Genomic DNA, 21,638 nt, shown 5'->3' on the forward strand with positions numbered 1-21,638 from the left:
TTACACTTATTTGATTATGGATACTTTTTGTCCTTCTTTTACGCTACGAGCTCCTTCACTAATTACTAAATCCCCGTCTTTGATACCTTCTGTAATTTCAGCATAGTTTCCTTGAGTTAAACCAGTTTTAACAATTACTTTTTTAGCTGTTGCATGACCATCTTTTGTTGTGTTATCTGCTACATAAAGATATTGTTCTCCTTCCGCATTTTCTGAGATAATACTAATTGGCACTACAATGGTTTTTGGATTCGTATAATCTTTAATTTGAATTTTAGAAGTTAAATTAGGTTTTATCTGACCATTTTTACTTGGAACTGCAATTTGAATATTGAAAGAACGATTTGCTGGATTAATGTAATTACTCGCTTGAGTTACTTTTGCATTAATAGTTTCACCTAAGATTGGGAAATCTACAATTACCTCTGTGCCTTTTTTAACATTTGCAATGTTTTTTTCAGGAACTTCAGCTTCTAAATACATATCACTTAAGTTTACAATTCTTAAAATAGGTGTTCCAGGTCCAACAACACTTCCTTTTTCAGTGATGATGTCGTCGATTGTTCCAGAGAAAGGGGCTCTAACCACAGTTTTAGCAATTTGTGCTTTCATTTGTGAAACGGCCTTCATTTGTGCTTCGTAACTTGTTTTAGCTTGTAAATACTGAATTTCTGAACCAATCTTTTGATTCCAAAGATTTTCTTGTCTTTCAAAAGTAGTTTTTGCTAAAGCCGCTTGTGTTTCTAATTGTGCTAATTGAGAACCTAAACCACCATCATCAATTTTTGCCAAAGTTTGTCCTTTGGATACTCTTTGTCCTTCTTTAACATATACTTGTTGTAATACACCACCGTATTCAGCATTTAAAACAATGTTTTGTTTGGTTTGTACAGTAGCTTGTAATTCTAAATAGTGATTGAAAACAGTATCTTTAGCGGTAATAGTAGTGATTAAAGCTAATTTATGATTTTCGTCTAATTTACCAATAGCTTCGTCGATCTTAGCAATTTCGACAAGTAATGCGTCAGATTGTGTAATTAATTCTCCTCTTTTGGCTCTTAATTGTGTTAAATCTCCTTTAGCAATTACTGCTTCAGTTGAATTCTTTTTTTCTCCACCACACGAAAGTAGTATTAGAGAAGCAATTACTGTTATATATATTTTTTTCATTTTATGAACTATTATTATTGGTTAGTTATTTTATCTAAAGCTGTTTTTTTATTGATTACATCTATCATAGATTGTAAATACGTTTGTTGTGCAGAATATAATTGTCTTTGTGCTTCTGTATATTCAAAACTACTAGACAAACCTTCTTTAAATTTAACACCTTGTTTGTTTTCTATACGTTCTGCTAAACGAAGATTTTCTTTGGTAACATTATATTGCTCAATGCTGTATTCATAATCATTTTTAGCTGTTTGATAAGATAAAAGAATGTTTTGTTCTGTTTCTTTTAATTCAGTTTTTGACTGTTCGTAAGCAATTTTAGCTTGTTGTGTTCTAGCACTTCGACCTAAGCTACTAAAGATAGGGACGTTTAAGCCTACTCCTAAATATGAAAAATTGAACCATTTTTGATTGTTGTCAAACATGGTAAATTTGTTGCCAAAAGTATTGTAACCAAAATTAGCATTGGCAGACAAACTAGGTAGCGCTTTACTTCGCTCTAATTTTAATAATAAACGGCTCGATTCTTGATTATTTAAGCCAATTTTATAATCGATGTTTTGTTGCACATTGAAGTTTGAACTTAAAGAGCCTAAATCAATATTTTGATTGGCTAATTGATCCAAATCATCTTTTAGAGTTAGTGTTTTTTCCATATCAATACCTAAAACTAATTTTAACATGTTCAAGGCTATTTCTGAACGTCTTTTAGCATTTGAAAGCGAACTGTTAACTTGGCTTTGTGTAATTTGTAATTGTTCTACATTTTCTTCTTCAATCAAGCCGTTTTTGTAGGTTTCTTGGGTTTCAAATAATGTTTGGTCTAATGTTTTTTTGTTGCTTTCTAACACTTTTACACTTTCGTTAGCCAATAAAACATTGCCATAAGCATTAGTCACAATCTCACGAATTTCTAAATCTGTTTTTTCTTTTGCATTTTCTGAAATTTGTAAATAAACTTTAGCCGATTGTAAACCTACTAAATATGAACCGTCAAAAATTAATTGACTCAAAGTAGCGGTTGCAGTCATGTTGTGTTTTGTACCAAATTCTACTTCTTGAAATTCTCCTGGGTTTCCTCCAAAAAATTCAGCTGGAACTACCGATTTTTGTAATACAAAATTGTTTTGATAATTTACATTTGCATTAAGTTGTGGTAAACCAATGGTTGTTGTTTCCCATTTCTTCTTTTTTGCAGCTTCAATACTACGTGAAGCATTTATTGCTTTATAGTTGTTTTCCAATGCAAATGTAATAGCCTCTTCTAGGGAAAAGTTATAGTTCTCCTGACTATCTTGTGCATGTACAAAACCAGCAAAAAGTAATATTAGTATTACGATTTTATGTTTCATTTTTAATTATTAGTTATTAGTTTATTCAATATGTTAATTCCTTTTTCGGTGCAAATACCTCTTAAATGGTATTCTAAATAGGCTACTTGGATTTCTTTAGGACTAAATTTTTTAGGATCAAAAATTTCAGCATCTTTAAGACTGGTCATACCTGAAAAATAAAAGCGACTAATCAATTCTTTATTAATGTCTTTTCTAAACAATCCTAAACCAATTCCTTTTTCTAAATTCTCTATGACACAAGTTCCCATTTTGTCAAACTGTTTAATTGTTAGTGACTTATGAATTCTTGGGTAATATTTTTGTAACTGATAAATAGGAGAAGTGTTTTCGTCTTTTAAATTTTGAATCACAAAATCTTTAATAGCAAAAAGCTCTTCAATGGGGTTTTTATTAGCTAAAATAATTTCATCAATTCCACATGATATCCTTTCAAATAAATTACTTGTTGTAGCTTTAATAAGACTGTCTTTGTTTGAAAAATGCTGATAAATTGTTTTTTTAGAAATTCCCATTTCAGAAGCAATATCGTCCATTGTCACACTTTTAAAACCAAGTGTCAAGAACATTTCGGTTGCTTTCTCTAAAATTTGGTCCTTCATAATGGTTATATATTCATTTTATTTACGTTTAAATTTGGTGCAAATATAGACAGGAAACTTTTAATACAAAAAAAGTTTCCATGGTTTTTACATAAATTTAACATTCCCTTAAGAAGTGTATTTTAGTACTACTATTTCCTTCTGTTGTCAAAATAAAAAGCCTATTTTTGCGTGGCAATTATTTTTTTCAATTACAAATGCATACCATTAGCCAATACCAAGAAATTATAAGCAATCATTTTGCTAATTTAGAGACAAACAAGAATCCAAAAAACCTGTATGAGCCAATAGAGTATATTCTTTCTTTGGGAGGAAAAAGAATGCGACCTGTTTTGACTTTAATGGCTGCGGAGATTTTTAATATGTCTTTTGAAAAAGCAATTCCTGCTGCTACAGCGGTAGAAGTGTTTCATAATTTTTCATTAATTCATGATGATATTATGGATGATGCACCTTTAAGAAGAGGTAATCAGACGGTACATGAAAAATGGGATATTAACACAGGAATCTTGTCTGGTGATGCGATGTTGATTTTGGCGTATCAATTTTTTGAAAATTATGAACCAGTGATTTTTCAACAATTGGCTAAATTATTTAGTAAAACCGCTTTAGAAGTCTGTGAAGGGCAACAATATGATGTGGATTTTGAAACTAGAGACGATGTTACTATTCCAGAGTATTTGAAAATGATTGAATATAAAACGGCAGTTTTGGTGGGTGCAGCCATGAAAATGGGAGCAATAGTTGCAGAAACTTCAATTGAAAATGCTAATTTAATCTATGATTTCGGGCTCAACTTAGGGATTGCTTTTCAATTACAGGATGATTATTTGGATGCTTTTGGTGATCCTAAAACCTTTGGAAAACAAGTTGGTGGCGATATTATTGAGAATAAAAAAACGTATTTATACTTAAAAGCACTAGAATTTAGTACTCAAGAAGATAAAGAGCAATTAATGCATCTGTTTTCCATTCAGCCGAATGATAATACAAATAAAATTGCTTCTGTAAAAGAGATTTTTGAACATTCAGGAGCTGCTCAGGCAACTCAAAATGCAATTAAAGAATATACGTTACGTGCTTTTGAGATGCTTGAAAAGATGACTGTCTCTGAGGATAAAAAAGAAGTTTTGAAAGTATTTGGTGAAAAATTAATGAATAGAAATGTATAAAGCACCTGTAACTGTTGAAGATTTAATTAATCAGTCTGAAGAAAATCATCTTTATTTTAAACTCATTGAGCAAACAAATAAAGATTTTGCTTTAGCAAACGAGCCTATTGATATTCCTTTAGATATTTTTCCTTTTCGGTTTAAAGAATTGGTACACGAAAAAATATATAAATTAATCCAACATAAATTTGCAGAATATTTAAATTTGCTTTATATAATAGATGTTTCTGAAAGTGAAATTAAAAAATTAGACGGTTCAGATTTAGTAGAATTATCGGAACAAGTAACTTTTTTAGTTCTGAAAAGAGAATGGCAAAAAGTGTGGTTTAGAAACAAGTATTAGTTAAAATCTGACCTTAAAAATAGACCCTAATAAAAGGTATAAAAGCGTCTGCATAAACTCCTTGATTTTCTTTATATAAAACATTATAACGAATACCTAGTGTTACGTTTTGGGTTCTATAACCTGCTCCTAAGAATAAAGCGGTATTCCAAAAATTATCTGAAAAATTGCCGTAATAATAATCGTATGTAGTATTCACTCTTAATTGTTCTAGTTCTGCAGATAACTGAATTTGTTCAATAGGATTAAATAGACCAATAATACTTCCTCCATAAATATTAGATTGATAAACATTTTTTTGTTTCACATAACTATACTGCAATCCAAGCCCAGCAGCAAAATACGAATTAAAATTATAAATAGCACTCGGAGCTACAGTTATATTGGTGAAATTGCTTCCAAAACCAAGTCCTAAACCACCACCAAACTGTACTTTTTCCCAAAACAAACTGCGTGAGCTAACAGGCTCATTTTCTTGTGCATTAACACGAGATAAATTTGTGATTAAAAAGGTGAAAACCAAACAAAATGTTAAAAAAAACTGCTTTTTCTTTTTCATAAGCCCAATTCTAAAAAAATTATGTTATAAAAGTACGATTTTCTTTAAAAGATTATAGCAAATGTTTTACTTTTGCATAATATTTTTAACCAAATCGTCATTAGACTAGATATATGGATAGGTTTTCCTTTTTAAATGCTGCTCATACAGCATTTTTCGCAGATTTATACGATCAATATTTACAAAACCCAGATACTGTTGAACCGAGTTGGAGAAGTTTTTTCCAAGGTTTTGATTTTGCAAATGAATTTGCAAGTCCAGTAGAGCAATTGTCAGCAATAGCAAATGGAACTACAACTGTAAATGATAATACTGAAAAAATACTTAAAGAATTTAATGTTCTTAAGTTAATTGAAGGGTATAGAACTCGTGGTCATTTGTTTACTAAAACTAACCCTGTTAGAGAAAGAAGAACATATTCGCCTACATTAGCTATCGAAAATTTTGGATTATCTCAATCTGATTTAAATACAGTTTTTGATGCGGCTAAAATGGTTAATATGCAACCTAGCACATTGGCAGATATTATCAAACATTTAGAAAGTGTGTACTGTTCTTCTATAGGTGTAGAATATATGTATATTCGCGATCCTAAAGTACAAGAATGGATTAAAAACAGATTAGATATTAACGATAACCAACCTAATTTTTCTGCTGAAGAAAAGAAGAATATTTTAGGTAAATTGAATGAAGCTGTTTCTTTTGAAACGTTTTTACATTCCAAATATGTAGGACAGAAGCGTTTTTCACTAGAAGGTTGTGAGTCGACTATACCAGCTTTAGATGCTTTAATAGAAGCTGCAGCTGAAAAAGGAGTAGAGCAATTTGTAATGGGAATGGCTCACAGAGGACGTTTAAATGTTTTAGCCAATATCTTTGGAAAGAATACACAAAATATTTTCTCAGAATTTGATGGTAAAGATTATGATGATGATATGTATTTTGATGGTGATGTAAAATATCACTTAGGACTTACATCAGATAGAGAAACAAATTCTGGTAAAAAAATCAATTTAAATTTAGCCCCAAACCCTTCGCACTTAGAAACTGTAGGTGCAGTTATTGAAGGTATTGCTCGTGCTAAACAAGATAGAAATTATCCTGATAATGCTTCTAAAGTATTGCCTATTGCTTTGCATGGAGATGCAGCGGTTGCGGGTCAAGGTATTGTATATGAAATTGTACAGATGGCAAAATTGGATGGTTACAAAACAGGAGGAACTATTCATCTTGTAATTAATAATCAAGTGGGTTTTACCACAAATTATTTAGATGCGCGTTCGTCTACATATTGTACCGATGTAGCTAAAGTTACTTTGTCACCTGTATTACACGTAAATGCAGATGATGTTGAAGCAGTAGTACATGCCATGTTGTTTGCGTTAGATTACCGAATGGAATTTGGTACCGATGTGTTTATCGACCTTTTAGGATATAGAAAATATGGTCATAATGAAGGTGATGAGCCAAGATTTACACAGCCTATTTTATATAAAGCCATCTCAAAGCATAAAAACCCAAGAGATCTTTATGCAGAGAAATTGAAAAATGAAGGTATTATTGATGCTAATTATGTAAAAGAATTAGAAGAGAAATACAAAGCAAAACTTGATGAAAACTTAGAAGAATCGCGTAAAAAAGATTTAACAGTAATTACTCCTTTCATGCAAAATGAATGGACAGGATTTGAACAAGTTTCCGATACAGGGATGTTTGAAAAACAAGATACTTCATATAATAAAGAAAAGCTAACAGAAATAGCAAAAACCATTACTGAGCTACCTAGCGGTAAAAAATTTATAAATAAAATAGATAGAATAATTGATCCTCGTAGAGACATGTACTTTAAAGATGATAAATTATACTGGGAAATGGGTGAGTTGTTAGCTTATGGAACTTTATTACAAGAAGGCTACGATGTGCGTATTTCTGGTCAGGATGTAGAAAGAGGAACCTTCTCTCATAGACATGCCGTAATTAAAGTAGAAGACTCAGAAGAAGAAGTAATTTTATTAAACGATATAAAGGATAAAAAAGGTAATTTTTATATTTATAATTCCTTACTTTCCGAATATGGAGTTGTCGGTTTTGAATATGGATATGCCTTAGCGTCACCTAATACATTAACGATATGGGAAGCGCAATTTGGAGATTTTTCTAATGGAGCTCAAATTATGATTGACCAATACATCTCTGCAGGTGAAGATAAATGGAACAATCAAAATGGATTAGTAATGTTATTGCCACACGGTTATGAGAATCAAGGAGCAGAACACTCATCCGCTCGTATGGAACGTTATTTACAAATGTGTGCCAAACACAATATGTATATTGCAGATTGTACCACACCTGCTAGCTTCTTCCATTTGTTGAGAAGACAAATGAAAAGTAAATTCCGTAAGCCTTTAATTGTATTTACACCAAAGAGTTTATTGCGTCATGAATCCGCGGTTTCTACTGCTGAAGAATTGGCAAACGGACAATTCCAAGAAATTTTAGATGATCCAAATGTTACGGATAAAAAAGCGATAAAAACATTAGTGCTTTGTACGGGTAAAGTATACTACGATATTATTGCTAAAAGAAAAGAATTGGAGAGAAATGATGTGGCTGTGGTACGTTTAGAGCAATTATTCCCATTAGCGACTGATCAAATTAAAGCGATTATTGAAAGCTATCCAAATGTAGAAGATTATGTTTGGGCTCAAGAAGAGCCTAAAAACATGGGAGCTTACAGTTATATGTTAATGAATTTCGATTTAGTAAAATTAAGATTAGCATCACCAAAAGCCTATAGTGCTCCTGCTGCAGGAAGTTATGAGCGTTCTAAAAAACGTCAAGCTAAAGCTATAGCCATGGTTTTCGATAAAACAATAGTTCAATAAAAAAATTCAAATGTCAGCCCTGTCATTAAAAATGCAAGTATAGGGTCAACTTTTAAACTAAAAGAATATGATTTTAGAAATGAAAGTCCCATCACCGGGAGAGTCAATTAAAGAAGTAGAAATTGCAACTTGGTTAGTACAAGATGGCGATTATGTTGAAAAAGATCAAGCTATTGCTGAGGTAGATTCAGATAAAGCTACTTTAGAATTACCAGCGGAAGCAAGTGGTATTATTACTTTAAAAGCGGAAGAAGGTGATGCGGTTGCTGTAGGTGCGGTGGTATGTTTAATCGATACTAGTGCAGCGAAACCATCAGATGATAATGGAGCAACAGCTTCAAAAGAAGAGGTAAAAGCAGAAGCTAAAAAAGAAGAAACGCCTAAAGCTCCAGCGGAAACTGAAAAAACATATGCTTCTGGAACACCTTCACCAGCAGCAAGAAAAATATTAGAAGAGAAAAGTATAGCTCCATCAACCATTGTGGGGACTGGAAAAGGAGGACGTATCACTACTGAAGATGCTAAAAATGCGGTGCCTTCAATGGGAACACCAACAGGTGGTAACAGAGGTTCTGAGAAAACGAAATTATCCATGTTACGTCGTAAAGTAGCGGAACGTTTAGTATCTGCTAAAAACGAAACAGCGATGTTGACCACTTTTAATGAAGTTGACATGACTGCCATTTACGACTTACGTAATCAATATAAAGATGAGTTTAAAAACAAGCATGGTGTAGGATTAGGATTTATGTCTTTCTTTACGAAAGCAGTAACTCGTGCCTTACAATTATATCCAGATGTAAACTCAATGATCGATGGAGATTATAAAGTAGCTTATGATTTCTGTGATATTTCTGTAGCAGTTTCTGGACCAAAAGGATTAATGGTTCCTGTAATGCGTAATGCAGAATTATTGTCTTTCAGAGGTGTTGAAGCGGAAATCAAACGTTTGGCTTTAAGAGCACGTGATGGTCAAATTACAGTAGACGAAATGACTGGAGGAACTTTCACTATTTCAAATGGTGGTGTTTTTGGAAGTATGCTATCTACACCTATTATTAATCCTCCACAATCTGGAATTTTAGGGATGCACAATGTAGTAGAAAGAGCTATTGTTAAAAACGGTCAAATAGTAATTGCCCCAGTGATGTTTGTTGCGTTATCTTATGATCATAGAATTATCGATGGACGTGAGTCTGTTGGTTTCTTAGTAGCGGTTAAAGAAGCTTTGGAAAATCCAGTAGAATTATTAATGGATAACAATCCTAAGAAAGCTTTAGAACTTTAATAAAATGATATTCTAAATTTTTAGTATAAACAAAACCCCAAATTCTATGAATTTGGGGTTTTTTATTTTGAATAGTTTTATCACTTACACTATTTCAAATACAAATAATGATTCGAATAATCAATGATGGCTTTTCCTTGTAACAACACATCTGCACCAATAATGCCGTCTACCGCTTTGGTTTTATAACTGTTCAATGCTTCGTTTACATGACTCATATCAAAAATAATAACCATAAGACTTTTGGTTTTCCAACGGCTCATTTGCAATATATTACTTTTTGAAACTTGGGTTTCCATTCCAGTTGCACCCGCTCCAGCAGCTTTTGTTTCTGAGTTTTCAGCAAATAATTGAAACTTTGAAATACCTTTTATATCTACACAACTATTACTAGCTCCTGTATCGAGAATAAAAGTGCCATTTACGCCATTTATTTTGGCTTTAATAAGTAAATGTTGGGTTTTTAAAACGGTAAATTTTATCTTTTTATATTTTTTTCCTTTTAAGAAATCTTGCAATTCTTCCATAACTCAAAAATAGTATAATTAGTAGGAGAAAACCTAATGCATAATAAATATAATTCGTTTTTGAAGTATCGATAGCACCATAATAAACAAAAGCACTCCAGTAATAAGGCGATTTTTTTGCATTAGAAATGTTTTGGTCTTCTAAATAATCTATTTTAGATAAGTAATTGGATTCAAAAAAAGATGTATTTTTACTATAATTAGAATAAAAATGAGTCATTATTTCTGAAGTTGCAAAATCATTAATTTTCCATAAACTGAAAAGGATATTTTTAGCTCCTGCATATTGAAAAGCTCTAGCTATACTAATAGCTCCTTCTCCTTTTTGGAGTTTGCCAATACCCGTTTCACAAGCGCTCAAGACCACTAAATCGGGATGATAATCTTGCAGTCCATACAATTCATTTACTAACATCACATCGTCGTAAAAAACAAGTGTTGCAGGAGTATTAAACGAACCGCTTGTACCATGCGTAGAAAGATGAATAATGGCATATTGATTACTATATTTCTTGAAGTTTTCTCTATTTGCTGCTTCATTCATAAATAAAACGGCTTTGTTTTTTTCTAAGGCTTTGGATTCTGCAATAGAGTATGCTAAATAAGCATTTGTGTTTTTAAAAACAGGAAAAAATCCCACTATTGTATTGTTTTTTTTAGCAGTTGTTTCTTTAACGTAAAATGCGGCATTCGTTTGATAAGCTATTTTATTTTGATAAATTAAAAACGGAATTGTTGTGTAGGTTGTAGCGTTACTTTTTTGGGTTACCAAAGCATCAAAAGGAACAAAATGTAATAAACCATCGGGGATAAAAACAAGATTTTTTTGTTGCTCTACCTGTTCCAATTCTAAAATGGAATATAAGTTGTTAGCTATAGTTGTAAAAGCAGAAATATTAGCATTAATAGTGTTGGCCTTTTCAAAAGAATGAATGAATTTTGATAATACAGCTTCTTTTTCTAGATCAAAAGAAATTCTCTTCCATGTAATTTTTTCGTTATTCAAATAAAAGAAGTAGGTGTTTTCTTTGGTCCAGAAATAATAGACCATCTGCGCCTTGTCTCGATTCAATTTGTCTTGTAAATTAGGTAAAGAAGTTGTTTTAGTTTTATTTTTAAATGTATTGTTTATTTTTTTATTAATATTTTTTAATTGGATGCTTAGATTAGCTAATTCGCTATTTAATGTAATCAATCGATCTTGATTTTCTTGTGTAATTTGCAGACGAATGTATTCATTAATTAATGATTCTTGTTTGCTCAATAATTGATTTTGTAATTGTAAAAGAGGATGGTTTGGAAATTGTTCTAGTATGTTTTTTTGATAAATTCTTTCTTTTAAAACAAAGCTTTTTGTCTTTTCAGCATATTGAAAAGCTTGTTCTAAAAAACGGAATTCTTTCTTCTCTTGATAAGCATTCCATAAGATGTTAATGCATTTTTCGGTACGTTTTCTGTTTTCAATTTGATGTCTGATTTCAGCTTCTTGAGAAACGAGTTGGTCACTAATTAAATCATTTACGAAAAAGCTCAATTCATACCATTCTAATTTTTGGTTATTGTCTTTTTCTATATGAGCTAAACCGTCAAAAATGGTTAAAAAGGTATTTTCAGGATAAAGTGTACTTTTGTTTAAATGAACGGAGATTTTTTCAAAAGGCAATAAAGTAGTCAACGCTTTGGTAAAACTAATTTTTGCTTTTTGTAAATCATTAAGATGAATGTAAATGGAAGCTTCTTCAGTATATAACTTGGCTAAAACTCTGGCCTCTATGTTTTTGTCTTTTAAAAAAAGAGTTTTTGCTTTTCCGAAGTAAGTTAGTGCTACATTAGGTTTATTGTTATGTAATGCTACAAGCGCATGGTTCTTTAAAGATTGAAAATCATTGGCAACTGTTTCATTTTTTAATACCTCATTTACAATAGTGTTGTTTTGTAGACCAATAGTATTTTGTGTTAATTCTTCTTGAATTCGTTTTTTTTGAATAGGTGAGGCTTGTTTGTTTTGTGCTACCTTTTGAAGTAGTTCTAAAGCGGTTTTATAATTTCCAATAGTTTTATAAACGATAGATAAATTAATGTATCCAGAAATAATTGTAGCTTGATTGTCTTCTTTTTCAGCTATGAAAATATACTTTTTGATAATATTTTCAGCTAAAGCAAAATTACCAGTTTTAGTATATAAGGTGCCTAAAGGTTTTAGACAAAATTCAATAATATCATAATTGGACAGATGGTTATTTGAAAAGAGTAACCAAGCACTTTCATAGGAAGTTATTGCCTGTTGTTGAAGATTATTTTTCATCTCATACGAACCCTTATTACAATATAAAATAACTAAAGCTAATTTTTCATCATTAGTAATTGTTGATTTGGAAAAGAGAAGTTCTTTTTGTTTTAATTCGTTAAGGGTAGTTGGATTAGGATTGGCTACAAATACATCAATGGCATTATAAATCTGATCTTCTAAGTTTTGTGAAAAACCAGAGATTGAAAAGAGAACAAGAAGCAATATACTTTTAAAATTTCCAAATTGCATAGAATTGCCACGAATCAAAATTATTTTTAAAGTTTTTATAATAACGAATACCTACACTTGGTCCTATTCTGGCAAAGCCAAAAGTAGTGTCTAAGAAAAATTGAGTTTGAACTTCTGTTTTTTCTTTGGAAGTTTCAGAACGGTATTGCATTAGGTTTCTATATTCGTTTCCTGGAACCAAACTAGGATTGTTAGGTGTTTGCGTGATTTCGTAATAACGTGTGGTCGTTTTTGTTTCAGAAGCAGAAGATACCATTGTACTTATTTGTGGACCAAAACCTACTCCAATATAATTATTAATATTATATCGTAATGAAATAGGGACCGTTTCTACAATTTTTCTCGATTGTTCAACTGAAATTTCTCTTCGAACAAAAGCTACATCAATAACCTGACCAGTTCCTGTGTCAAAAGGACCTACTACTTCTGGTTCTGGAGAAATCGTATTTGAATTTTGACTTTCAAAATCGTGTTTACTAGCGTAAAATTCACTTTGCCAATACAAGCGATAGGATTTAAATGGAGAAATAGTAAATCCTGTAAAATAATTTTGAGAATGATTTAATTTAGGGAAGTAATTGTAACCTGCTTTTACACCTATTGAAATACCTGGATTAAAACGAGTTCGGGAATAATTAGTAATAATAGGTTCGTTTTTGTCAAAAATAATTTTTGTACGACTTTTTGTGCCTATTTTATGAAAATCTTCTCCAAATTTTAAACTATACTTAACAAACCCCTTTGTCGAATCTTTTTCAGTAACATTTTTTTGTTGGGTGCCTGGTAAATAGATATTTTTAAAAGTAAAAATAATTTGTTTTGCTCTAATTAATGTGTCTAAGCAACTATATCTAACTTCTTCATTTTTAGGGCAAATAGGACATTCAGGATACATGCTTTCAATTTGAAGTGTCGATTTGTCAAACATATCGGGAACATCAGTTTCTAAACGGATAGTTCGTGCAGGTCCTTCACCATCATTTTGAAAACGAGTTTTAAATTTAATACGTTTGAAGCGCACTAATCTGTAATTAATAAATAAACCACTAGTTGACATTTTATTTGGATCATGAGAGGTTACAATTTCCATTTCCATGTCTTTAATTTTGTGGTTTTCATAATTATCATCAGGAACATAAATGCTTCTTACTTTTAAAATAGCACTTGTGTCTTTAATCATTTCTGGAGTGGTTTTTAATGTAAAAAAGATATTGCGTTGTTCATTTGGATTGAGGTTTTTAAAAGTAATTTTTTTACCATTTTTAAAGGTTTGTTCCGCTTCTTCAATAGATAAAGACAAGTTCTTTCTTTCTGTAGTATCTTGAAATTTATACCTTTGATAGGTTATATTCTCTTCCGTTGCCCAAATAGCCATTTGATCATCATAAGCATTGGTGTAAACCAAATCTTTACCTAATTCGACACTGTTTTCATTATGGTACTTTCGTATTTCTAGAAGTTCAAAATTATCCTTTTTAAATTCTTTTTCATTGTAATAAAAATAAATAGTACCATTAGTAACAAATTCTTTTTCATTTTTATAACTTAAAACAATAACAAAATCTTCGTTTGGAAGCGGTTCTCTATTTCTTCGTAATTCAATATTATCTTTTAGAATTTGAATTTCACTATTAGATACATCCGCAGTTTCTTTTGTTTTTACTTTTATAGGTCTTGTAGTAGGTGTTTTTCCAGTATCGTAGTTGTTTGTTGCCCATAACTTTACTTCATAATCACCTGCTTTTTTGTAGGTATGTTTTGGTTTTTCTTTGGTGCTAAATTGACCATCTCCAAATTCCCAATAATAACTGTAAAAAGCTTTTGGAGCTCCAGCTATTTGGTTTAGAGTTGGTTTTTCAGAATCAAAGTAGAAAGTGTTTCCTTCTTGTTGAGGCACAATAATCGCTTTAGGAATTATGGTGTCTTTTTCTTTGGATTGAGAAAACAACATTGTAAAATGAAAAAGAATGTAAATAAATGCTATTTTTTTTAGCATAATGAGTAAGATTTTAGGTTAAATATAAGAAAAAGTGATGAACGAGGCATCACTTTTTCAAACAAACTAAATAGATTATGGTAGTGCATTAATAGCAGCAACTAGTTGGGCTTCGGAGCCTACAACTGTTTCGCCTTGAGTGAAATTATAGATGGAGTTAGCTGTTATTGTTACAGATTTTATAGCATATCGCCATTGTCCATTATCTTCGGTTGCAAAAATAATGTGACAGGCTAATCCTATAGGAATTTGACCATAATGTTCTGAAAATTGTCCTGTAGTGGCATCATAAGTGTCTAGTTTTGCTAAAGCATTTCCTTCTCCGTCATAGTGAAGATATACTGCACTGTTTTCAAAATTGTAACCAGATGGAACGGTGGCTAAAATTTGTGTTTTTGGTCCTGTATAGTTATAGAATTTGTCTACATTGGTCCAGCCAAAATTATTAAAGAAGGCATAGTATGCTGTTCCATTTGCAGCTTGTTCCATGAAAACACCACCTTGCGCACCTGTAGGGTCGTTTTCTTCTCTCCATTCTAAATTTCCATCTGCATCGATTTGTCCATTCCATAAAATCATATCATTTTCTTCAGCTGTTAGATGGGTTGGAATTCTTAAATTCATGCTACAGTTTAAATTTAATTGCTGACCGTTTTGGGTTGCATTGATATAAAATTCTCCACCAGAAATTAGCATAGCTAAATCGCCAGTAGGTAAAACACCCATTGTCGTTTTATCTGTTACTAGCATATTCCCACCGTCAAAGACTTCGATGTATTTGATGTCTACTAGTCCTGTTACCGGATTTCCGTTTAATGATAAACAAGCTGGATTAATGTCGATTTCTACGCCATTGTTTGAAGTAAAGGTTGTTGTTCCATTTGTTACATCTAATTGGAAGTTTTGTGTCATTTCGAGTAAAGCATCTTCTCTTATAGCGGCAAATTCGGTTGCTGTTGGCCTTGGATCACAATCACCAGTACAATCATTATCATCATTATTTTCACAACTAATAAAAAGAGTTGCTACTGTACTTGCAAAAAATACGAATTGAAGTATCGCATTTACTTTTCTGTTTAATAGATTTACTTTTTTCATGATTACTAAATTTTAATTCATAGTTTTTAGTATATATCAAAATGGATTTGAAATTGTTACCTCTTCTTTGCCTGTTTTTTTATCAATAAGGTATGTGAGATACTTTTTAGTTGTTACTATTTATAATTTTACTTTCTTTAGTAATCTTTTTATCTTAGCTAATAAATAAGTAGATATGAGTGAGAAAAGTACCCATGAAGATCAATTGTATATTGATGGTCTAAAATATAATGACACTAAGATTATTACTGCTATTTATAAGAATTTTGTTCCCAAAGTAATTCAGTATATAAAGAATAATAATGGAAACGAAGAGGAAGCACAAGACATTATTCAAGACGTTTTAGTTATTATTTTTAAGCAGGCAAAAGAAAAAGATTTGAAATTAACTTGTCCATTCGATGCCTATTTCTTTTTATTATGTAAAAGACGTTGGTTAAACGAATTGAAAAAATCTTCACGTAAAGGGGTAACATTACAAAATGATACTGTATCTAAAGATGAATCGCTTCAGGAAATGCTTTTTCAAACTGAGTTATTTGCGGAAAAACAAGCTTTGTTTGAAAAAATGTTTCAACAATTAGGAGAAAAATGCCAAGAAGTATTAAAATGGAGTTTTGTTCTGAAAACAATGGAAGAAGTAGCTGCAAAATTAGCTGTAAGTTACGCTTATATCAGAAAGAAAAAATCACTTTGTACAGGGCAATTAACTAAATTGATTAAAGAATCGGTTCAGTATGAATCTCTAAAAAATCAGTAAGATGAAAGAAGATGTATTTTTGCTTTTTGACCAATATTTGGAAAATGAAATGACACCACAAGAAAAATTGGATTTTGAGAACCAACTTCAGAATAGTATTGAATTGAATGAGGCTTTTGAATTATATAAAGAAACAAGCCATTTCTTAAAGAATACTTTTTCAACAGATGTGGAAGATTTTAAAAATAATTTAAAAGCGATCTCAAAAAGGAGTCAAGAAGAAGAGGAGGTTATAAAATCTAGGAAAGTTATATCTATGCCTACTAAATGGTTTGCCATTGCCGCTAGTATCGTAGTGTTGTTTTTTGTTTGGTTTTTTATGAATGATACAGTTCCAGAATATCAGGATTTCAATCAACATGAAAAAGCTTATTTTACAGAAAGGAGTCAAAACAACATCTATCTAAAACAAGCAGAGGAAGCTTTTAATGCTAAAAACTATCAAAAAGCAGTGTTACTATTTGAAAATATAACGTCAAAAGATTTAGGCGTAGAAGAACAATTGTTTTATGCAATTGCTTTGTTAGAAGAAAATCAATTTCCAAAAGCGGAATCGATTTTAGAAAATATAAAAAGACAACCATCAGTATTTAGAAATAAAGCGATATGGTATTTAGCGTTGTCAAAATTAAAACAGAAAGATTACGAAAATTGTAAAACACTTTTAAATGAAATTCCAAAACAAGCTGAAGATTATGACAAAGCTCAAAAATTATTAGATAAGCTTTAAAAAAGTCAAAGAAGATAAAAAAGCTATTGATTATTCAGTAGCTTTTTTAGTTTATAATTAATAAAGATTCTATTTTTGTAACCAAATATGATGCATTTTGGATAAGCAATTACAATTAACAGATACACATACCCATTTATATAGTGAGGAATTTGATGGAGATAGAGATGAAATGATACTTCGAGCCATGAAACTAGGTGTTTCTCGTTTTTTTCTACCATCTATTGATTCTACTTGTACGCAAAAAATGTATGATTTGGAAAAACAATATCCAGATAATATTTTTTTAATGATGGGATTGCACCCAACGTATGTTAAGGAAAATTACAAAGAAGAACTGGCTCATGTAGAAAAACAATTGGCTTCAAGAAAGTTTTATGCTATTGGAGAAATTGGAATCGATTTATATTGGGATAAAACGTATTTAAAAGAACAACAATATGCTTTTCAATATCAAATTCAATTGGCTAAAAAGTATAAATTGGCTATAAATATTCATTGTAGAGATGCTTTTGATGAAGTTTTTGAAGTTTTAGAACAAGAAAGAGCTGCAGATTTGTTTGGAATATTTCATTGTTTTACAGGAGATTTTGAACAAGCAAAAAAAGCTATTGATTTAAATATGAGTCTAGGAATTGGTGGCGTTGCAACATTTAAAAACGGAAAGATAGATCAATTTTTAAATCAAATAGATATAAAACATATTGTATTAGAAACTGACGCTCCTTACTTGGCACCCGTTCCGCACAGAGGAAAACGTAACGAAAGCAGTTATACCTTGCTAGTAGCTCAAAAATTAGCTGAAATTTACGCCCTTTCTATAGAAGAGATAGCAGCGATAACCACAGCAAATTCTAAAGCAATTTTCGGAATTTAACGCTGAATTGACCTTCGTTAATTATTTTTTTTGTTTTTTTGCGTATTGATTTTTATTAATATGTCAAAATTCGATAGCATTCGTCCTTACTACGACTCAGAAGTTAATGAAGCTTTATGTGCTTCTTTAAATCATCCTATGTTAAAAGCAATGATGAATTTTACTTTTCCAGACATGCCAGAAGAAGTGTGGAAAGAACAATTAAAGAAAACGCATTCAATACGTGATTTTCAAATTAATTTTGTATACCAGTCTATTCAAAAAATACTTGAGAAAAGTTCTGATGGGTTAACAACTTCTGGGTTTGAAAAATTAGAAAGAAACACACCTTATTTGTTTATTTCTAATCATAGGGATATCATTTTAGATACTTCTTTATTAAATGTGTCTCTATTTGACCATGGGTTGGTAATGACAGCTTCTGCAATCGGGGATAACTTAGTTAAAAAGGATTTTGTGTTAAAATTGTCTAAATTAAATCGTAATTTTTTAGTACAACGAAATCTCTCACCTAGAGAGTTGTTGCAAAGTTCCAAATTAATGTCTGAATACATGTATCACCTTCTTGGAAAAGAAAATCGATCGGTTTGGATAGCTCAAAGAGAAGGTAGAACCAAAGACGGCAATGACGCAACACATCAAGGTGTTTTGAAAATGGTTGCCATGGCTTCAGATGAAGAAAATGTAATGGATTTTTTTAAAAAGCTAAAGATTGTACCTGTTTCTATATCCTACGAATATGATCCTACAGACGCTTTAAAAATGCCCCAACTCTTAGCACAAGCCAAAGATCAGGTTTATATAAAAGAAAAAAATGAAGATTTTATTACGCTTTTAAGTGGAATTATTGGTCAAAAAAAACACATTCATATTCATGTAGGAGATATTTTACATGATGAATTAGACGAGATAAAATCAAATTACGAAAATACAAATAAGCAAATTCAAGCTTTAGCCAATGTGATTGATGATGCTATTCTTCAAAATTATAAGTTGTGGCCTACTAATTATATAGCCTATGATATTCTCAATCATACCGAAGAATATAAGCTGTTTTACACAAAAGAGGAAAAACAATTATTTCAAAGAAGGTTAGAAATGAGAATTGATACAGAGAACTCTACAATTAAAGAAAGCTTTTTAGCTATGTATGCTAATCCAGTTGTTAATAAAATGAAATATCATAATGCCAAATAAACCTACTATTTTATTACTATACACAGGAGGTACAATTGGAATGGTTAAAAGTTCTATTTCTGGTGCTTTAAAAGCGTTTAATTTTAATAAATTACTTAATAAAATACCAGAAATTAAACTACTGGATTGTGAAATAGATACCATTTCATTTGAGGAGCCAATAGATTCCTCTAATATGAATGTTAAATATTGGCAACAAATCGCGACAATTATTCAAGAAAATTTCACAAAATTTGACGGATTTGTGGTATTACATGGTTCAGATACCATGTCATATAGTGCTTCAGCATTAAGTTTTATGCTAGAAAACCTATCCAAACCAGTTGTTTTTACAGGTTCGCAATTGCCTATTGGTGATTTGAGAACAGATGCTAAGGAAAATTTAATTACTGCTATTCAAATAGCGTCATTGAAAGATGATAAAAAGGCTGTTTTTCAAGAAGTTTGCTTGTATTTTGAGTACAAATTATATAGAGGAAATAGAACAACAAAGATAAGTGCAGAGCATTTTAATGCATTTGCCTCACCTAATTTCCCTGAATTAGCAGAATCAGGAGTACATTTAAAAGTTAATAGAGAAGCTATATTAAAGAAGTCGGCGAATAAGAACTTAAAAGTAAATTTAGAGTTTGATCAAAATGTAGTCATTTTTAAGGTATTTCCTGGAGTTACTGAAGCTGTTGTGGATGCGATAATAAGTATTAAAAATTTGAAAGGAATTGTTTTAGAAACCTATGGTTCTGGAAATGCTCCTTCTGAAAAATGGTTTATTAAAAAGCTTGAAGAAGCAATAAAAAAGAATATTCACGTTATAAATGTAACGCAATGTAGTGGTGGGGCGGTAACGATGGGGCAGTATGAAACAAGTACTCAATTAAAAGATATTGGTGTTATTTCTGGTTTTGACATTACTACTGAAGCTGCTATAACTAAATTAATGTATTTATTAGGTCAAAATGTATCAAATAAGGTGTTTAAAACTATTTTTGAAACTAGCCTTAGAGGAGAAATATAGTAAAAAATGACATTAAAATTTTTATACGTGAGATTTTTTACGTTATTTAGCGCCCTTGAAATTGAACTTTTGTCAATGGAGAGGTGTCCGAGAGGTCGAAGGAGCATGCCTGGAAAGTATGTATGCCCCTAAAGGGCATCGAGGGTTCGAATCCCTTCCTCTCCGCAAGAATAAAATATTTTTAATTTCATAAATAATTTTATAAATTTAACCCAATTAACTAATTAAATTAAGAACAAAAGCGATGAAAAGATTATTTTCTATTTTAGCAATCACAGGGCTTATGACTTTTGGTAACATTCAAGCTCAAGAATCTACTGACACAGCAGGTGATACACTTTCAACGACTACTGAAGTGGTTGATGGAACAACTGATGATGCAGTAGCAACAGACGATGCAGTAACATCTGATGATGAATCTGTTGAAGAAGTTGTTGCCACTACAGAAGACGCAGCTACTTTTACTCAAAAAATGAAACAACGTTTCATCGAAGGAGGTCCTGGATTTATGGGAATTGTATTAATCTGTTTAATTTTAGGATTAGCAATTGCTATTGAAAGAATTATTTACTTAAATCTTTCAACTACAAATTCTAAAAAATTAATTGCAGATGTAGAAGATGCATTAAAATCAGGTGGTGTTGAAGCTGCAAAAGAAGTTTGTAGAAATACTTCAGGCCCAGTTGCATCTATTTTCTACCAAGGATTAGATAGACAAGCTCATGGAATGGACTCTGCTGAAAAAGCTGTAGTAGCTTATGGTGGTGTTCAAATGGGGCAATTAGAGAAAAATGTATCTTGGATATCTTTATTTATCGCGTTAGCACCGATGTTAGGATTCATGGGAACAGTAATTGGTATGATTGAAGCGTTTGACCAAATTCAATCTGCTGGATCTATGGAGCCATCTTTAGTTGCTGGAGGTATTAAAGTTGCCTTATTAACAACAGTATTCGGTCTTATTGTAGCTATTATTTTACAAATTTTCTATAATTATATTATCGCTAAAATCGATTCTATCGTTAATGATATGGAAGATGCATCAATTAGCTTAATTGATATCTTGTCTGACTACAGTAAATAATAATAAAAAAAGATAATTCACATGAATTTACATAAATTAACTAAAATTGCAGCTATCGCTATTGCAGTATTAAGTGTTCTATTTTTAGGATTTCTTATGGGGGCAACTGAAGATGGTGCAGACAATAAGTGGATTACTCCTTTAATTTATTTATCATACTTTGTACTTGCAATTTGTGTGGGTGTCGTATTGGTATATGTTTTAAAGAATTTGTTTTCCGATAAAGACAATTTAAAAAAGACTTTAATTTCGGTAGGATTATTTGCTGGTGTGATATTAGTATCATATATCTTAGCAGGTGATGATCTAGTTAAAGCTAATGGAGAAGTTTATTCAGGATCAACTACTAAATTAGTAGGAGCAGGATTAAACGCTTTTTATATCCTTACAGTTATTGCAATAGGAGCAATGGTTTGGTCAGGATTCACAAAAATTAAAAAATAA

General features: G+C 31.2%; 19 protein-coding genes and 1 tRNA gene. 12 read left to right on the forward strand and 8 right to left on the reverse strand.

Annotation, left to right across the window (positions count from 1 at the left end):
- Window positions 1–6 precede the first annotated feature (6 nt).
- Genes CX675_RS00915 through CX675_RS00925 form a run of 3 tightly spaced genes read right to left on the reverse strand, consistent with a single transcriptional unit; the run spans window position 7 to window position 3,124 of the window.
- A complete protein-coding gene (locus CX675_RS00915) occupies window positions 7–1,170 on the reverse strand; it encodes an efflux RND transporter periplasmic adaptor subunit (RefSeq protein ID WP_130733334.1) in 1,164 nt (387 codons plus the stop codon).
- Window positions 1,171–1,184: 14 nt separating this feature from the next.
- Complete coding sequence (locus CX675_RS00920) at window positions 1,185–2,522, reverse strand: TolC family protein (RefSeq protein WP_130733335.1); 1,338 nt, start codon at window positions 2,520–2,522, stop codon at window positions 1,185–1,187.
- A gap of 2 nt (window positions 2,523–2,524) precedes the next feature.
- The gene (locus tag CX675_RS00925) at window positions 2,525–3,124 is read right to left on the reverse strand and encodes a TetR/AcrR family transcriptional regulator (RefSeq protein ID WP_130733336.1); all 600 of its coding nucleotides are present in this window, start codon (window positions 3,122–3,124) and stop codon (window positions 2,525–2,527) included.
- A 197-nt stretch (window positions 3,125–3,321) separates the two neighbouring features.
- Here CX675_RS00925 and CX675_RS00930 point away from each other — a divergent pair, with 197 nt between their 5' ends.
- Complete coding sequence (locus CX675_RS00930) at window positions 3,322–4,296, forward strand: polyprenyl synthetase family protein (protein WP_130733337.1); 975 nt, start codon at window positions 3,322–3,324, stop codon at window positions 4,294–4,296.
- The gene (locus CX675_RS00935) at window positions 4,289–4,639 is read left to right on the forward strand and encodes a hypothetical protein (RefSeq protein WP_130733338.1); all 351 of its coding nucleotides are present in this window, start codon (window positions 4,289–4,291) and stop codon (window positions 4,637–4,639) included. The genes CX675_RS00930 and CX675_RS00935 overlap by 8 nt, the downstream gene beginning before the upstream one ends.
- A 13-nt stretch (window positions 4,640–4,652) precedes the next feature.
- Here the strand turns inward: CX675_RS00935 and CX675_RS00940 are convergent, their stop codons facing one another.
- Window positions 4,653–5,198: a hypothetical protein gene (locus CX675_RS00940; protein ID WP_130733339.1), complete on the reverse strand. Its 546-nt coding sequence runs from the start codon at window positions 5,196–5,198 to the stop codon at window positions 4,653–4,655.
- Between the two features lie 113 nt (window positions 5,199–5,311).
- Between CX675_RS00940 and CX675_RS00945 the strand changes: the two genes are divergently transcribed.
- The gene (locus CX675_RS00945; protein ID WP_130733340.1) at window positions 5,312–8,083 is read left to right on the forward strand and encodes a 2-oxoglutarate dehydrogenase E1 component; all 2,772 of its coding nucleotides are present in this window, start codon (window positions 5,312–5,314) and stop codon (window positions 8,081–8,083) included.
- 67 nt (window positions 8,084–8,150) lie between these two features.
- Window positions 8,151–9,371 carry a 2-oxoglutarate dehydrogenase complex dihydrolipoyllysine-residue succinyltransferase gene (gene odhB, locus CX675_RS00950; protein ID WP_130733341.1) on the forward strand — a complete coding sequence of 407 codons (1,221 nt, stop codon included), beginning with the start codon at window positions 8,151–8,153 and terminating at the stop codon, window positions 9,369–9,371.
- Between the two features lie 89 nt (window positions 9,372–9,460).
- Here the strand turns inward: odhB and CX675_RS00955 are convergent, their stop codons facing one another.
- The 4 genes from CX675_RS00955 to CX675_RS00970 form a co-directional block, all read right to left on the reverse strand.
- Window positions 9,461–9,898 (reverse strand): retropepsin-like aspartic protease, encoded by a 438-nt coding sequence (locus CX675_RS00955; protein ID WP_130733342.1) that lies wholly within the window; start codon window positions 9,896–9,898, stop codon window positions 9,461–9,463.
- Window positions 9,858–12,455, reverse strand: a complete 2,598-nt coding sequence (locus CX675_RS00960; RefSeq protein WP_130733343.1) for a CHAT domain-containing protein — start codon at window positions 12,453–12,455, stop codon at window positions 9,858–9,860. Before CX675_RS00960 ends, CX675_RS00955 begins: the two co-directional genes overlap by 41 nt.
- On the reverse strand, window positions 12,418–14,433 hold the full coding sequence (locus tag CX675_RS00965) for a PKD domain-containing protein (RefSeq protein ID WP_130733344.1): 2,016 nt from the start codon (window positions 14,431–14,433) through the stop codon (window positions 12,418–12,420). Before CX675_RS00965 ends, CX675_RS00960 begins: the two co-directional genes overlap by 38 nt.
- 75 nt (window positions 14,434–14,508) lie before the next feature.
- Window positions 14,509–15,531, reverse strand: a complete 1,023-nt coding sequence (locus tag CX675_RS00970) for a hypothetical protein (RefSeq protein ID WP_240723554.1) — start codon at window positions 15,529–15,531, stop codon at window positions 14,509–14,511.
- A 175-nt stretch (window positions 15,532–15,706) separates the two neighbouring features.
- Here CX675_RS00970 and CX675_RS00975 point away from each other — a divergent pair, with 175 nt between their 5' ends.
- The 8 genes from CX675_RS00975 to CX675_RS01010 all read left to right on the forward strand — a co-directional run bounded on the left by CX675_RS00975 (window position 15,707) and on the right by CX675_RS01010 (window position 21,638).
- The gene (locus tag CX675_RS00975) at window positions 15,707–16,291 is read left to right on the forward strand and encodes an RNA polymerase sigma factor (RefSeq protein WP_130733345.1); all 585 of its coding nucleotides are present in this window, start codon (window positions 15,707–15,709) and stop codon (window positions 16,289–16,291) included.
- A gap of 1 nt (window position 16,292) precedes the next feature.
- Window positions 16,293–17,021, forward strand: coding sequence for a tol-pal system YbgF family protein (locus tag CX675_RS00980; protein ID WP_130733346.1), 729 nt, complete (start codon window positions 16,293–16,295; stop codon window positions 17,019–17,021).
- A 97-nt stretch (window positions 17,022–17,118) separates the two neighbouring features.
- A complete protein-coding gene (locus CX675_RS00985; protein WP_130733347.1) occupies window positions 17,119–17,898 on the forward strand; it encodes a TatD family hydrolase in 780 nt (259 codons plus the stop codon).
- Window positions 17,899–17,958: 60 nt separating this feature from the next.
- Window positions 17,959–19,095 (forward strand): 1-acyl-sn-glycerol-3-phosphate acyltransferase, encoded by a 1,137-nt coding sequence (locus CX675_RS00990; protein WP_130733348.1) that lies wholly within the window; start codon window positions 17,959–17,961, stop codon window positions 19,093–19,095.
- Entirely contained in the window at window positions 19,085–20,110 is a 1,026-nt protein-coding gene (locus CX675_RS00995; RefSeq protein ID WP_130733349.1) for an asparaginase, read from the forward strand. The genes CX675_RS00990 and CX675_RS00995 overlap by 11 nt, the downstream gene beginning before the upstream one ends.
- Before the next feature lie 77 nt (window positions 20,111–20,187).
- Window positions 20,188–20,275, forward strand: a tRNA-Ser gene (locus CX675_RS01000).
- Between the two features lie 79 nt (window positions 20,276–20,354).
- Entirely contained in the window at window positions 20,355–21,194 is an 840-nt protein-coding gene (locus tag CX675_RS01005; RefSeq protein WP_130733350.1) for a MotA/TolQ/ExbB proton channel family protein, read from the forward strand.
- Window positions 21,195–21,215: 21 nt separating this feature from the next.
- Window positions 21,216–21,638: a hypothetical protein gene (locus CX675_RS01010; protein WP_130733351.1), complete on the forward strand. Its 423-nt coding sequence runs from the start codon at window positions 21,216–21,218 to the stop codon at window positions 21,636–21,638.

It is taken from the genome of Flavobacterium sp. J27, from assembly GCF_004303025.1.
Lineage (GTDB): Bacteria > Bacteroidota > Bacteroidia > Flavobacteriales > Flavobacteriaceae > Flavobacterium.

Bases quoted from the DNA above. Each gene is read 5' to 3' on its own strand.
- CX675_RS00915 (WP_130733334.1), bottom strand. From the start codon at position 1,170: ATGAAAAAAATATATATAACAGTAATTGCTTCTCTAATACTACTTTCG.
- CX675_RS00920 (WP_130733335.1), bottom strand. From the start codon at position 2,522: ATGAAACATAAAATCGTAATACTAATATTACTTTTTGCTGGTTTTGTA.
- CX675_RS00925 (WP_130733336.1), bottom strand. From the start codon at position 3,124: ATGAAGGACCAAATTTTAGAGAAAGCAACCGAAATGTTCTTGACACTT.
- CX675_RS00930 (WP_130733337.1), top strand. From the start codon at position 3,322: ATGCATACCATTAGCCAATACCAAGAAATTATAAGCAATCATTTTGCT.
- CX675_RS00935 (WP_130733338.1), top strand. From the start codon at position 4,289: ATGTATAAAGCACCTGTAACTGTTGAAGATTTAATTAATCAGTCTGAA.
- CX675_RS00940 (WP_130733339.1), bottom strand. From the start codon at position 5,198: ATGAAAAAGAAAAAGCAGTTTTTTTTAACATTTTGTTTGGTTTTCACC.
- CX675_RS00945 (WP_130733340.1), top strand. From the start codon at position 5,312: ATGGATAGGTTTTCCTTTTTAAATGCTGCTCATACAGCATTTTTCGCA.
- odhB (WP_130733341.1), top strand. From the start codon at position 8,151: ATGATTTTAGAAATGAAAGTCCCATCACCGGGAGAGTCAATTAAAGAA.
- CX675_RS00955 (WP_130733342.1), bottom strand. From the start codon at position 9,898: ATGGAAGAATTGCAAGATTTCTTAAAAGGAAAAAAATATAAAAAGATA.
- CX675_RS00965 (WP_130733344.1), bottom strand. From the start codon at position 14,433: ATGCTAAAAAAAATAGCATTTATTTACATTCTTTTTCATTTTACAATG.
- CX675_RS00970 (WP_240723554.1), bottom strand. From the start codon at position 15,531: ATGAAAAAAGTAAATCTATTAAACAGAAAAGTAAATGCGATACTTCAA.
- CX675_RS00975 (WP_130733345.1), top strand. From the start codon at position 15,707: ATGAGTGAGAAAAGTACCCATGAAGATCAATTGTATATTGATGGTCTA.
- CX675_RS00980 (WP_130733346.1), top strand. From the start codon at position 16,293: ATGAAAGAAGATGTATTTTTGCTTTTTGACCAATATTTGGAAAATGAA.
- CX675_RS00990 (WP_130733348.1), top strand. From the start codon at position 17,959: ATGTCAAAATTCGATAGCATTCGTCCTTACTACGACTCAGAAGTTAAT.
- CX675_RS00995 (WP_130733349.1), top strand. From the start codon at position 19,085: ATGCCAAATAAACCTACTATTTTATTACTATACACAGGAGGTACAATT.
- CX675_RS01005 (WP_130733350.1), top strand. From the start codon at position 20,355: ATGAAAAGATTATTTTCTATTTTAGCAATCACAGGGCTTATGACTTTT.
- CX675_RS01010 (WP_130733351.1), top strand. From the start codon at position 21,216: ATGAATTTACATAAATTAACTAAAATTGCAGCTATCGCTATTGCAGTA.